The 12,731-nt window shown below is 67.6% G+C and carries 16 protein-coding genes; 7 read left to right on the top strand and 9 right to left on the bottom strand.

The window, feature by feature from the left end; all coding sequences use genetic code 11:
- Positions 1-22 precede the first annotated feature (22 nt).
- Positions 23-517 carry a DUF2938 domain-containing protein gene (locus DXK93_RS09930; protein WP_119449977.1) on the bottom strand — a complete coding sequence of 165 codons (495 nt, stop codon included), beginning with the start codon at positions 515-517 and terminating at the stop codon, positions 23-25.
- Between the two features lie 80 nt (positions 518-597).
- Between DXK93_RS09930 and DXK93_RS09925 the strand changes: the two genes are divergently transcribed.
- Positions 598-1,038, top strand: coding sequence for a helix-turn-helix domain-containing protein (locus DXK93_RS09925; protein WP_119449976.1), 441 nt, complete (start codon positions 598-600; stop codon positions 1,036-1,038).
- A gap of 40 nt (positions 1,039-1,078) precedes the next feature.
- On the opposite strand, the gene DXK93_RS09920 is transcribed toward DXK93_RS09925, so the two are convergent.
- Entirely contained in the window at positions 1,079-1,492 is a 414-nt protein-coding gene (locus tag DXK93_RS09920; RefSeq protein ID WP_119449975.1) for a DUF4168 domain-containing protein, read from the bottom strand.
- 209 nt (positions 1,493-1,701) lie between these two features.
- Positions 1,702-2,514, bottom strand: coding sequence for a sulfite exporter TauE/SafE family protein (locus tag DXK93_RS09915; protein WP_119449974.1), 813 nt, complete (start codon positions 2,512-2,514; stop codon positions 1,702-1,704).
- Positions 2,515-2,665: 151 nt separating this feature from the next.
- Between DXK93_RS09915 and DXK93_RS09910 the strand changes: the two genes are divergently transcribed.
- Complete coding sequence (locus tag DXK93_RS09910; protein WP_119449973.1) at positions 2,666-3,433, top strand: helix-turn-helix domain-containing protein; 768 nt, start codon at positions 2,666-2,668, stop codon at positions 3,431-3,433.
- 63 nt (positions 3,434-3,496) lie between these two features.
- Complete coding sequence (locus DXK93_RS09905) at positions 3,497-4,684, top strand: NAD(P)/FAD-dependent oxidoreductase (RefSeq protein WP_119449972.1); 1,188 nt, start codon at positions 3,497-3,499, stop codon at positions 4,682-4,684.
- Positions 4,685-4,702: 18 nt separating this feature from the next.
- Here DXK93_RS09905 and DXK93_RS09900 read toward each other — a convergent pair whose 3' ends face one another.
- On the bottom strand, positions 4,703-5,347 hold the full coding sequence (locus DXK93_RS09900) for a hemolysin III family protein (RefSeq protein ID WP_119449971.1): 645 nt from the start codon (positions 5,345-5,347) through the stop codon (positions 4,703-4,705).
- Positions 5,348-5,556: 209 nt separating this feature from the next.
- On the opposite strand from DXK93_RS09900, the gene DXK93_RS09895 reads away from it, so the two are divergent.
- Positions 5,557-6,639, top strand: a complete 1,083-nt coding sequence (locus tag DXK93_RS09895; protein WP_054452817.1) for a PHB depolymerase family esterase — start codon at positions 5,557-5,559, stop codon at positions 6,637-6,639.
- 113 nt (positions 6,640-6,752) lie between these two features.
- A complete protein-coding gene (locus DXK93_RS09890; protein WP_119449970.1) occupies positions 6,753-7,274 on the top strand; it encodes a DUF1993 family protein in 522 nt (173 codons plus the stop codon).
- On the opposite strand, the gene DXK93_RS09885 is transcribed toward DXK93_RS09890, so the two are convergent.
- Positions 7,271-7,774 (bottom strand): VOC family protein, encoded by a 504-nt coding sequence (locus tag DXK93_RS09885; RefSeq protein WP_119449969.1) that lies wholly within the window; start codon positions 7,772-7,774, stop codon positions 7,271-7,273. The two genes, DXK93_RS09890 and DXK93_RS09885, sit on opposite strands and share 4 nt — an antisense overlap.
- 51 nt (positions 7,775-7,825) lie before the next feature.
- Positions 7,826-8,182, bottom strand: coding sequence for a DUF1428 domain-containing protein (locus DXK93_RS09880; protein WP_054452811.1), 357 nt, complete (start codon positions 8,180-8,182; stop codon positions 7,826-7,828).
- Positions 8,183-8,352: 170 nt separating this feature from the next.
- Between DXK93_RS09880 and DXK93_RS09875 the strand changes: the two genes are divergently transcribed.
- Entirely contained in the window at positions 8,353-9,333 is a 981-nt protein-coding gene (locus DXK93_RS09875; protein WP_054452809.1) for a GlxA family transcriptional regulator, read from the top strand.
- Positions 9,334-9,397: 64 nt separating this feature from the next.
- Here DXK93_RS09875 and DXK93_RS09870 read toward each other — a convergent pair whose 3' ends face one another.
- Positions 9,398-9,952 carry a hypothetical protein gene (locus DXK93_RS09870; RefSeq protein ID WP_054452807.1) on the bottom strand — a complete coding sequence of 185 codons (555 nt, stop codon included), beginning with the start codon at positions 9,950-9,952 and terminating at the stop codon, positions 9,398-9,400.
- Positions 9,953-10,312: 360 nt separating this feature from the next.
- On the opposite strand from DXK93_RS09870, the gene DXK93_RS09865 reads away from it, so the two are divergent.
- The gene (locus tag DXK93_RS09865) at positions 10,313-10,792 is read left to right on the top strand and encodes a thioesterase family protein (RefSeq protein ID WP_119449968.1); all 480 of its coding nucleotides are present in this window, start codon (positions 10,313-10,315) and stop codon (positions 10,790-10,792) included.
- A gap of 27 nt (positions 10,793-10,819) precedes the next feature.
- On the opposite strand, the gene DXK93_RS09860 is transcribed toward DXK93_RS09865, so the two are convergent.
- Positions 10,820-11,695 carry a TauD/TfdA family dioxygenase gene (locus tag DXK93_RS09860; protein ID WP_054452803.1) on the bottom strand — a complete coding sequence of 292 codons (876 nt, stop codon included), beginning with the start codon at positions 11,693-11,695 and terminating at the stop codon, positions 10,820-10,822.
- Between the two features lie 14 nt (positions 11,696-11,709).
- Positions 11,710-12,678, bottom strand: coding sequence for a tripartite tricarboxylate transporter substrate binding protein (locus DXK93_RS09855; protein WP_119449967.1), 969 nt, complete (start codon positions 12,676-12,678; stop codon positions 11,710-11,712).
- Positions 12,679-12,731 lie beyond the last annotated feature (53 nt).

Here is a 12,731-nt window from a genome sequence, read left to right as displayed (position 1 = left end):
CAGGAGCCTGGGCGATTCGCGCTCAGTTCCACAGCAGCCTGAGCGCCGCCGCCGACAGATAGAGGCCGCAGCCGAACACCGCATGCGTCGCCAGGCTGCGCAGGCGGTTCCTCCAGGGCGTGGGCGTGCGGGACGCTGCAATCCCCGCGCCCATGGCGGGCTGCATGACGAAAAACGGCATGACGACGGTTGCCACGCCCACGGCCAGCGCGGGCAGCCATGTGGGATCACGCAACCATGCCGCGCCCTGGATGCCGACGAGCAGCGCGGCGAAGGCTACGCCCACGGCGTAGTGGATCGTCCACCCCAGCGCCGATTCGCCCGCGATGGGCTCGGCCCGGCCGATATTGGCGTGGGCGAGCTTGCCCCGGCACAGGTGGCCGGCCCACCGGCCGACCAGCGCGTAGCCCAGCGTGGGCATGCCCAGCGCTTTCTGGAGCATGCCCCACAGGTCCATCACGACCGTCGCGCCGATCCCGATCAAAACCACTTTCGCCGCCAATTCCATCGATTCCATGTCCTGTTCCTTCCGTTGATGACCGCATCGTTTGCAGGCATGATAGAAGTTGAAGTCAACTTCAAGTCAAGGAGGATGCCATGGATATCTCGGAAGTCGCCCGGCGCACGGGCCTGCCGGCCTCCACGCTGCGCTTCTATGAAAACAGGGGCTTGATCGCGGCGGTCAGCGCCGCCGGCGAGCGCCGGCGCTTTGCGCCCGGCGTGCTGGATCAACTGGCGCTGATTGCGCTGGGGCAGGCCGGCGGCCTGTCGCTGGACGAGATCCAGGCCATGCTTGCGCCCGACGGCGCGTTGCGGGTGGACAGGCAGTTGTTGCTGGACAAGGCCGACAGCATAGATGCGACCATCAAGCGCCTGCGGGCGATGAGTCAGGGCCTGCGCCATGCGGCGGTATGTCCTGCCGCCAACCATGCGCAATGCCCGACTTTCCAGCGCTTGCTGAAGGCGGCTTCCGGCAGGGTGAAGCAAAGCAGAACGGCTCCGGCCGCCGCAAAGAAAAAAAACGCCATCCGTTCCTGAGGACGGATGGCGCCAACACTAGCTCTCGGAGAGCCTTACCCTACTTCGCGGCGGGGGCGCCCTTGCCCATGCTCATCAAACGTTGCTTGAGCTGGGGGTCCTGCTGGATGGCCTGGCCGATGCCGTTGAATTCCTCGACGCTCAGGCCGTCGGCCTGCACCAGCTTCACCATCTTGGCGTCGGCTTCCTCGACGACCTTCTGCTTGGCGGCATCTGTCTTGGCGGCGTCGACCTTGGGACGGTATTCGTCGACGACGCCGGAAATCTTCTGCGAAGCCGAAGCGAAACGCTGCAATTGCTGGTCGGTCGGCTGGATCGCGGGTGGGGGCGCCATGCGCGGTTGAGCCTGGGCCTGGCCTTGCGCCTGGCTGGCTTGCTGCGCAAGGGCGGGAGCACCGGACAGCGCCGTCGCCAGCACGGCGGCGGACAGGAATGCATAAGTGGAACGCTGCATGAAACCTCCTTGTTCCGGTTGAATGTCGGGCCATGATGACGACCGGGGCGGTGCGGGGGCAAGTTTCGCGATGTGTTTTCCTGTTTCGGCAGGCCACGGGATCGGCGCGCGCCCCGGGAGGGAGTCCCCCGGGGCGCGGCGGAAACGTTTTGCGCGGTTTCGTAGTCGCTGCTGGCCGCGATGTTTCCTTAAATTTATGCGGGACGGGTCTACACGATCAGCATGCTCAGCATTACCAGCGCCAGCAGCAGCACGTAGACGCGGGCGTGCAGGCGGTCGGGGATGCGCGGGATCAGCGGCGCGGCCAACCGGATGCCGACCAGCGAGCCCAGCGCCAGCGCGGCGAAGGCCAGCAGGTCCACATAGCCCACGATCCAGGGCGCCAGCGGTTCGGCCAGGCCGCCGGCCGCAGCCATGTAGGCCAGCGTTCCCACCACCGCCACCGGCAGCGTCAGCGGGTTGGCCATTGCCGCCGCCTTGGCCATGGGCAGGCCGCGACGGCGCAGCAACGGCACCGTCATGACGCTGCCGCCCACGCCCAGGAAGGCCGCCACCGCACCGATGATCACGCCGCCGCCGACCAGGACGCCACGGTCCAGGGGCTGGGGAGACGCGTCCTGCTGCGCCATGAAACCCTGGCGCAGCAGGCAATCCAGGATGGTCACGCCCAGGTAGGCGATGAAGGCGTAGCGCACGAAGTCGCCGCTGGCGCGCGTGGCGGCGAGCGCGCCCAGCGCCGCGCCTGCGGCGATGAAGCCGGCCAGGGGCCAGACATAGGCCCGCAGGATGTTGCCGGCGCGCTGGTGCTTGCGCGTGGCCGCCACCGAATTCACGATCATGACGCAGGTGGAAGTGGCCACCGCGATGTGCATGGCCGCCAGGCCGATGGCGTCGTGCGCGCCGTGCGCGGCCGTCAACACCGCATACAGCACCGGCACCACGACAAAGCCGCCGCCAAAGCCGAACAGCACGGTCGTCACGCCGCTCAAGCAGCCGAACAGGGCCAGAACTAGATAAAGCATTGCTGCGTCCTTCCAGGGGAAAACGCCACGATACGGCGGCCGGCCTTGGCCCGCTTTCGAGGATGAGACAATAATGTTCGAGTTTCGGCCAATCGACCCGCCGTGAAGGCGCTTGAACGGGCCATGATTCCCAGGCTATGCGCCCCAGGCTATGCGCAATACCCACATCGACCGCTACGACCATCTGAACCGCGCCGTCGTCGCCATCGGCAACGACTATCCGCCTGGCCGGCTGCTGCCGGCCCACGCGCACCGCCGCGCGCAACTGCTGTATGGCGCCACCGGCGTCATGCACGTGGTCACGCGCGACGGCAACTGGGTGGTGCCGCCGCAGCGCGCGGTGTGGATCCCGGCGGGCGTGACGCACCAGGTCCGCATGCTGGACGTCAGCACGCGCAGCGCCTACATCGAGCCGGGAGCGGCGCGCGCGGACCGCGAGGCCTGCGAAGTGATCGAGGTGTCGCCGCTGCTGCGGCAGCTGCTGCTGGACGCGGTCGACATGCCACCCGCCTACGATCTGGCGGGGCGTGACGGCGCGCTTGCAGCGCTGCTGCTGCACGAGGTCGAGCGCGCGCCGGTGCTGCCGCTGCATATCCCGCTGCCGCGCGACAGGCGCCTGGCGCCCTTGTGCAAGGCCTTCATCGCCGCGCCTGACGCGCGCGCGGCGCCGCAGGCCTGGGCCGAGCGCCTGCACATGAGTCCGCGCACCTTCAGCCGCCATTTCCGACAGCAGACGGGCATGGCGTTTTCGGAATGGCGGCAGCGCGCCTGCGTGGTGCTGGCCCTGGCCCGCCTGGCCTCGGGCGAGTCGGTAACCGCCATTGCGCTGGATTTCGGCTACCAGAGCCCGGCGTCGTTTTCGACGATGTTCCGGCGGGTGCTGGGCCGTCCGCCCACGGAGTATCTGCGCGAGGGCTGAGGGCAGTTGGTACTATGCCGGCTCCCGTGGCGGCCCCTTCGGGCCGCCGGGCCACGCCATTCCATGACCATTACACATACGCCGCTATCCATCGGCATCGCCGGCGCGGGCAGCGCCGGACTGGCCGCCGCGCTGGCGCTGGCGCAAGCTGGCCATCAGGTACGCGTCTTTGAAAAGCACCAGGGGTTCACCACCCTGGGCGCGGGGCTGCTGCTGCAGCCGCCCGGCGTGCGCGCGCTCAAATCGCTGGGCGTCGACGTCGCGGCGCTGAACGTAGGCGCGCCGATCGACCGCCTGCTGGGCCTGTCGCATCGCGGCTGGCGGGTCGTGGACATCGATTACGTGGGCGACGGCGCGCGGGCCGTGACGCGGGCGGCGCTGGGCGGGGTGCTGTTCGAGGCCGCGCGGCGCGCGGGCGCCGAGTTCTCGTTCGGCTGTCCGGTCGAGACGCTTGCGACCCGCGAGGGCAGGGCGCACGTGACGCATGGCTCGGGCGCAGCCCGGGCCGAGTCCAGTTTCGATGTGTTCGTGGTGGCCGACGGCGCCGCGTCCGCGCTGCGCGAGCAGGTCGGATTGGCGGCAAGTTCGCGCGCCTATGCCTGGGGCGCGTTGTGGGGCCAGTTCTGGACGCCCGGATGGCACGGCGCGACGCAGCTGTTGCAGCGCTTTCGCGGCACCCGCGAAATGATGGGCTTGCTGCCCACCGAGGTCGGCCCGCAGGGCGTGCGGCTGTCGCTGTTCTGGAGCATCCGGCACGACGCCTTGCCGGCCTGGCGCGCCGCGCCCATCGGCGCCTGGAAAGACCGCATGCTGTCGCTGTGGCCGGAGGCCGCGCCCGTGGTCGATCAGATTTCGCGGCACGACGACCTGGCGGTGGCCACCTACCGGCACACCTGGCCGCGCGGATTGGCGGCGGGCCCGTATTGCGCCGTGGGCGATGCGGGCCACGCGATGAGTCCTCAGCTGGGATTGGGAACGACGCTGGCGGTGCTGGATGCGATGGCGCTGGCGCGGGCCCTGGGGCAGCATGGCGCCGCCGCGGGACCCGCGCGCTACGCCCGCAGCCGCTTATTGCCTTCGCGCCTGTACCAGAGCCTCAGCCGGGCGCTGACACCGTGCTTCCAGGCTTCAGGGCCGGGGTTGTGGCGCGACCTGCTGTTCGGCGGCGGGCTGCTCGTGCCGGGGATGAAGTCATTGATGAAGCGCGGCCTGCTCGCCATGCCGCAGCCGGGGGAATCGGGCCGCGGCTGAGCGGCCGCGCGGCGGCCCTCAGGCCGCGTACCAGAGCACGGCGAAGAAGTGGCACACGGTGCCGGCGAGCACGAACAGATGCCAGATGAAATGGCTGTAGCGCCAACGGTTGTCGAGCACGAAGAAGGCCACGCCGCCGGTGTAGGCCAGTCCCCCCGCCACCAGCCACCACAGGCCGCCCGTGGGCACGCGCTCGATCAGCGGATTGACTGCGATGATCACCAGCCAGCCCATCGCCAGATACAGGCCCGTGGAGATGGCCGGGCGGTTGAGCCGCTTGCTGGCTTTCAGCCCGACTCCCAGCAGGGCCATGCCCCAGACCAGGCCGAACAGGGTCCAGCCCCAGGGGCCGCGCAGGGCGCCCAGGGCGAAGGGCGTGTAGGTGCCCGCGATCAGCAGATAGATGGCGGAATGGTCCAGCACGTTGAAGAGCTGCTTGGCGCGGCTTCTGGGCAGCGCGTGATAGATGGTGGACGCCAGGTACAGCAGGCACATCGTCGCGGCGAAGACCGCGGCGCCCGCGATGAAGGCGGCATCGCCCTGGCGCACGGCGGCCAGGATCAGGATGGGGGCAGAGGCCACGGCGCCCGCGGCGCCGACGCCGTGGCTGATGGCGTTGGCGATTTCCTCGCCCAGGGTCTGGGGTCTGTCGTTGGGAAACATGAATGCGTCTAGGTTGGTTTAGCCTACACCTTAGGCGCTTTGGGGCGGCGGCTCAAGGCGGCGTGCCGGTTGGCCGCGGTCGAGGCGGTATCCGTTTGATCTACTGCAAATCGACCTGCGCGTCGGCGTCCCGAAAGCGCTGCCTGGAAGTTACTCTGTGATACATTCAGCGCGCAAGCAAACGCAGGTTTACTGGCCGAGGCCCAGCAATGGCGCGCAGTTTCACCAACTTGTTTTTCAAGGCCGCGAAGAAAATCGGCAAGCTGCAGCGCGCCGCCATGCGCATGGCCACGCCCAAGGCCGCCAAGAAGCGCAGCGCGCCCAAGCGCCGGGCCGCCAAGCCCGCTGCGGCCTCCGCTTCCCGCAGCGCCGCCGCGCCTTCGCTGGGGACGGGCCGCTGGGAAGCCTCCCGGCAATTCTCCGACGCCCAGGGCCGCCGTCTCACCTTCGCGCGCTACACGCCCGCCGCGGCGCCGCGCGCCGGCATGCCGCTGGTGGTGATGCTGCACGGCTGCAGGCAGACGGCGCTGTCGTTCGCCCGCGGTTCGCGCATGAATCAATGGGCCGACGCGGGCGGCTTCATGGTGCTGTATCCGCAGCAATCCATGACCCGTCAGGTGCAGCGTTGCTGGCGCTGGTTCCAGCCCGACGACGCGCACGGCGGGGCGGAAGCCGACCTGATTGCCGCCCTGATCCGCGCGGAGTGCGCCAGGCATGCGCTGGACCCCGAACGCGTCTACATCGCGGGGCTTTCGGCCGGGGCCGGCATGGCCGCGCTGGTGGCATTGCGGCATCCGCGCCTGATTGCCGCCGTGGCCATGCATTCCGGGCCGGTCGCGGGGGACGCCCACAGCGCCACCGGGGGCATAGGCACCATGCGGCGCGGCGCGCTCAAGCCGTTATTGCCCTTGCTGGAAAAGGTCGCGGACCCGGCGGTGTTCCGCCTGGGCATGCCCGCCATGATTCTGCAGGGGCAGCTGGATCCTACGGTGGCGCCGCGCAACGCGCGGCAGTTGTTCGAACAGTTTCGCGCCGTGAACGATCTGCCGCCCGAAAGCGTACCGGTCGAGCGCGTGCTGGGGTTGGGCACGGATAAGTCATACCGCCGCGTCGACATGCTGCGCGGCAGCCGCACGCTGCTGCGGCTATGCGAAATCACGCTCGTGGAGCACGCCTGGAGCGGCGGCGACGCCTCGGTACGCTATCACGCGCGCAGCGGGCCGGATGCCTCGGCGCTGATCTGGCGCTTCTTCCAGACGCACCGTCGCGTGGCGCGCGGGCAGGCGGAATAGGCCTGGGGCAGCCCGCGCAGCGGGTGGCGGTTCCGTAACCGCCTCGGCAGTAAGATCAGCGTGTTCCCGGCGTATTCCGCGCCAACCGCCTCGTCCCTGTAGGGAGCTCCGACATGTCACTATCCATGTATCAGGCCAGCGTGCCTGCCTTCGTCCGCGGCCTGAAGGTGCTGGCCGCGCTACTGCAAAAGGCCGCCGACCACGCGGCCGCCGCCGGCATGGATCCGGCCGAACTGATCAATGCCAGGCTGGCGCCGGACATGTATCCGTTGAGCGGCCAGATCCAGCGCGCCAGCGATGCGTCCAAGTTCGCGGTGCAGCGCCTGTCGCGGGTGGAAGCGCCCAAGTTTCCGGATGAGGAAACCACGTTCGAGCAATTGCAGCAGCGCATCGCCGCCACGCTCGCGTATCTGCAGGACGTGCCGGCGGACCGGCTGGATGGCGCCGAAGGCCGCAAGGTTTCGCTGGCGTTCGGCGACTTCAAGCAGGAGTTCCGCGGCGACGACTACCTGCTGACGTTCGCGCTGCCGAACTTCTACTTCCATGTCACGACGGCCTACGCCATCCTGCGCCACGCGGGCGTGAAGATCGGCAAGCTGGATTTCCTGGGGCCGTATCCGCAGCCGGCCGCTTAACCCTGTTTCTTGGACGCGTCGCCGCAGCCTTCCATCGGTCCCATCTTCGCCATGTTCTCCTGCACTTCTTGCGGCGTCAGGTCGAACTTGTGCGTGGCGATGGACCAGCGGTGCCCGCAAGGGTCCACCACCTGGCCGTAGCGGTCGCCCCAGAACATGTCCGCCACGGGCATGGTCACCTGGGCGCCGGCCGCCACCGCCTGTTTCATCGCCGCGTCCACGTCGGCCACGTACAGGTGCAGGGTGACGGGCGTACCTTTGAGCGCCTTCGGGCCCAGGCTGCCCCATTCGGGGAAGTCGTCCATCAGCATCATGACGGAATCGCCGATGCGTATGGCGGCATGCATGATCTTGCCGTTGGGGCCGGGCAGCCGGGCCAGCTCCTCGGCGTTGAAGGCTTTCTTGTAGAAGTCGATGGCCTGCGCCGCGCCTTCGCACACGATGTGCGGGGTGAGCGTATGCATGCCTTCGGGTATGGGTTTGCTTGCAGGGTTAGCCATGAGGTATCTCCAGATTGTTGCGTTTGAACGGGCGGGAAAGATCCTGCCGCCTCAGTTGCCTACCAGTGTGGCGAAGCCGCCCCAGCACATGCGCTTGAAATCGAACACGCCTTCGCAGCAGTTCTCGGCCAGGCGCGGGTCCGACATGACCTTGGCGTTGATCCGGTCGCGCTCCGCCTTGTTGGCGTAGGTGATCCAGGCGAACACCACCGTCTCGTCCTCGCGCGCGCCGGCAGCGGCGCTGAATGCGGCGAAACCTTCCTTGTCGATCTCTTCGGCCACGCATTCCCGGTAGTCGAGGGCGCCGTGCTCCAGCCACACTGTCTGCGCCTGCTGCGCCATCTTCCGGTAGGTTTCGAGGTTGGCCTTGGGCACGGGCAGCAGGAAGCCGTCTACATACTTTTCCATCAGTAACTCCTTGATCCACGTTGTTCTGTTCCGCGCCAGGACGCCCCGCAAGCCGCCCCTGGCGCTGCCCGGATCTCATTCCGGTAAGTGTCACTGTATCGGGATCGGCGGCGATCTCAGATAGGCGATTGCGACAATCTTGAGGGTGGATTGCGACAGCTGGCAGGCGTATGCTTTGCAGGATGAAAAACGTCGCCTTCCTACTGCCCCTGGGGGCGAACATCGCCTCGCTGGAAACCGCCAGGCATGGCTTCCTGGTCGCTAATGAATACCTGGCTGCGCATGGGCGCGAACCCCGGTTCACGGTGCGCACCCTGGCCGTGAACCGCGAAGTCCGCCTGGACCAAGGCCGCATCACGGTGCAGGCCGACATGGTCCTGGCCGATGCCCACGACATCGACATCTGCATCGCGCCGCCGCTGCTGGGCTCGGTGTCCGACGCGGTGTTGTCCAACCGCGAACTGATCGAATGGCTGTCACGCCATCACCGCGATGGCGGCGAAGTCGCCAGCCTGTGCATGGGCGCCGCGTTGCTGGCGGCGGGCGGCGTCCTGGACGGCCAGCAGGCGGTGGTCCACTGGGTGGCGCAGAACCTCTACGCCAGCCTGTTTCCCAACGTGCAATGGGTCAGCGACCGCGTCGTCATGGCGGACAACGGTATCTACACCAGCGGCGGCGCGTTCTCAGCCGCGCACCTGGTGCTGCATCTGATCGAAAAATACACCGACCGCGACACCGCCATCTGGTGCGCCAAGTACTTCCAGCTGGACTGGAGCCGCCAGAGCCAGTTGCCATTCGCGGTGTTCGTGGGGCAGAAGGCCCACGCAGACGAGGTCGTGCGCGCGGTGCAGGATTACATCGAAGGCCGCTACACGGAAAAAATCACCGTCGAGGAACTGGCGGACCGCCACGCCATGGGACGCCGCACGCTGGAGCGCCGCTTTCGCCAGGCAACCGGCAACAGCATCGTCGAGTACGTGCAGCGGGTGCGCGTGGAAGCGGCCAAGAAGCGCCTGGAGACCTCGCGCAAGAGCGTGGCCGAAGTCATGTACGAAGTCGGCTACAACGACACCAAGGCCTTCCGGGATATTTTCAACAAGTACTGCGGCATGTCGCCGGTGGGCTATCGCGAGCGCTACCACTTCCAGTAGCGGCTTTAGCGCAATGCGGTGCGACCGCGTATCGCGCGCCGCGACATCTGCGGGTTCGGGCGCGCTACCTTAGCGTGGTCGCCGACACCCTGTCCGGATACCAAGCGGTGAATTTCATTGCGCCGGCCAGCGCCGCCACCGTCACTGCGATGGCGACCGCCTGCGGCAATTGGGGCTTGTACAGCAGCAGCGCGTCGGCCGCCACCATGCTCGCAAACGCCAGCGCCCAGGCCGTGGCCACGGCATAGTTCATGCGGGCATAGCGGCGGTTCTTCCAGACGTATTCCGGCTCTTTTTCCCGCGCATATTCCAGTGTGAACGGCCGGCGCAGCGCCAGGGTCAGCAACACCAGGACCAGTATTCCGGCGTCGACCCGCAGGCGCGCCTGGGCGATCGTCCAGGAATCCCCGTCCGCCATCGGGGCATACAGGGTCAGTCCTGTGAACAGCAGCAGCGTGCCGGTTTCCAGGATCTTGATGCGCCGTTCGGGGCTGAGCCAGTCGCGAAGCACCAGCCCGGCGGATACGAAGGTGCCGGCAGCAAGCCCTTCCAGCACACCGACGGTTCTTTCAATGATGACAAACACGATGAACGGCGCGAACGCCAACAGGATATTCATCTTGGTTCCCCGACCTCGAGCGCGCGCCCCCGCGCGTTGTCAGCGTCGCCTTGAGAATCAAGACGCGAACTTGTCTATTTACGCCTGTCCGCCAGGGTGCGGGATATGACGCCGTTCGCCTATCGGCAAGGTGACCGTGTTCGTATGGACTATTGTTCCGGCGGCGCAGCGATGCATCGGCCGTCTGGCCGGCGCCGGCTGGCGCAAAGAAGTAGTTCGATGGGCGATGGCCGGCTGGCGCGCGGCGCACAGGACGGACCACCTTCGGCGGACCTTCCGCCGCGACGACGCAGACGTTGATCCGCCAGCGGACGTCGGCTAAGGTCATGGGCTGATTACAACCCCGCCGCCGAGGAAACCATGACATCAGCCCTTCCGTCCACGACCCTGAGCGTGGATCCCGCCTGGATCGACGAGTACGGCCACATGAATGCCGCCCATTACGTGGGCATCTTCGACCGCGTCGGCTTCCAGTTGCTGCGCGAGGTCGGGGTGGGGCTGGACTACACCGAGGCCACGCGCTGCGGCATCTACACGATGAACGTGCACGTGGCTTATCTGCGTGAAGTGCTGGCGGGCGATCCGCTCGCGTTGCGCATCCGGCTGCTGGAAGCGGACGACAAGCGCCTGCTGTGCCTGATGGAGCTGATGCAGACCCGCGACGGTTACGTCGCGGCCACCATGGAGCAGCTGTCGCTGCATGTGGATCTGGAAACGCGGCGCGCCAAGCCGTTTCCGCCGGAGTTGGCGCAGCGGCTGGCGCGCACCGTCACGGAGCACGCCGCCCAGCCGCTGCCGGCGGGCTACCGGCGGCTCTTGCCGCTGAAGCCGCCGCGTTGAGTCATCCCGCCTGACCGGCCCGACCGTTCAGCGCGCGACCGCGATCGGCCGGTCGCCCGAGATCGTGGTGCGGTGCATCTCGCGGTCGAAGCCGTCATAGTCGTTCATGGCCAGGTGCTGGGTGCAGCGGTTGTCCCAAAGCGCCAGCGAGCCCGGCGCCCAGCGGAAGCGGCAGGTGAACTCCGGCCGCGCCGCGTGGCGGTACAGGAACTGCAGCAGGGGTTCGCTTTCTTCCTGGGTCATGCCGTCAAAGCGCAATGTATAGGTGCTGTTCACATACAGCGCCTTTTTGCCGGTGGCCGGGTGCACGCGCACCACGGGGTGGACCACTTCGCTGGCGGCGCGGTCGTCGGTGCGCACGTCCATCTTGTGGGCCGGGTCGCCGTTGTTCACCACCGCGCCACCCGCGCCATAGGAGCGCACCGCGCTGTGCACAGCGCCCAGCCCGTCCAGTATCTGCTTCAGCCGGTCCGACAGCGCGTCGTAGGCGCGGTACATGTTCGCCCACATGGTGTCGCCGCCGTAGGGCGGAATGACGCGGCCGTATAGCGCCGAGCCCAGCGGCGGCTCTTCGGCATAGCTCATGTCCGTGTGCCACAGGCCGCCGAACAGGCGCCGGGTGGTTTCCGCGCGGCCTTTCATCACGGGCAGGATGGTCGGGTGTCCTTCCAGCGCCCGCACGAAGGGCACTTCCAGCAGCTCGCCGAAGCGCGAGCTGAAGTCGATGTGCTGCTGCGGCGTCAACTGCTGGTCGCGGAAGAACACCACCAGGTGCTCGTGCAGTGCGTTGCGCACTTCGTCGAACTGATCGTCCGATAGCGGCCGCGACAGGTCGATGCCGCGGATCTCGGCGCCCAGCGCGCCGGCTATCGGTTGGGTTTCCAGATGGCGATACGTGGTCATGCTTGTCTCCTTGCCTATTGAAGCTTGATCTGCGCCTTGCTCACCAGCGCGCCCCACTTGTCGGTTTCCGCCGCGATGTAGCGGCCGAAGTCCGCCGGCCCTTCGGCCGAAATGATGCCGCCCATGGCGCCTATCTGTTCGCGCACGTCGGGCATGGCCAGCACGGCCAGCAGTTCCTTGTTCAGGCGTTCGATGATGGGCTTGGGCGTGGCGGCAGGCGCCAGCACGCCGAACCATCCGGCGATCTCGTAGCCCGGCAGGCCTGCCTCGGCCATCGTCGGCACGTCGGGCAGCTGCGGCGAGCGCGCCGTGCTGGTGATCGCCAGCGCGCGCAGCTTGCCGGCCTTCACCAGTTGCAGCGCCGAGGGCATGTTGTCGAACATCATCGGCACGTGGCCCGCCACGGTGTCGTTCAAGCCCGGCGCGCTGCCGCGGTAGGGCACGTGGGTCAGGCGCACGCCCGCCGACGCGGCGAACAATTCGCCCGCCAGGTGCAGCGAGGTGCCCGCGCCGGGGGTGGCGTAGTCCAGCGGCGCTTTCGATTTCTTCGCGTAGGCGATCAGTTCCTGCACCGAACGCACCGGCAACGCGGGATTGACCACCAGCAGGTTGGGCACGCTCATCAGCATCGTGACGGGCGCCAGGTCCCGCTGCGGCTTGTAGGGCAGGTCCGGGTAGAGGGCGGGGTTGATGGAAATGGGGCCGATATTGCCCATCACGATGGTGTAGCCGTCGGCCGGCTGCTTGACCGCGAAATCGGTGCCTATGTTGCCGCCGGCCCCGGCCTTGTTCTCGACGATGACTGGCTGGCCCAACCGTTCGCCGAGCTTGTGGCTGACCAAGCGGGCCAGCATGTCGGTCGATCCGCCCGGCGGGTAGGGCACGATCCATTTGACCGGCTGCGCGGGCCAGCTTGCTTGCGCTGCGGCGGATCCCGTACAGAACACGAGACCCGCCGCCAAGGCGAGTGCGATGCGTTTCATAGCTATGTCTCCTTCCCGGGCTCGCCGGTCTTGCCGGGAGCATCGTTTATGTG

It is taken from the genome of Achromobacter sp. K91 (assembly GCF_003576205.1).
Lineage (GTDB): Bacteria > Pseudomonadota > Gammaproteobacteria > Burkholderiales > Burkholderiaceae_B > Achromobacter > Achromobacter aegrifaciens.
This window is presented reverse-complemented; position numbering and strand designations above follow the sequence as displayed.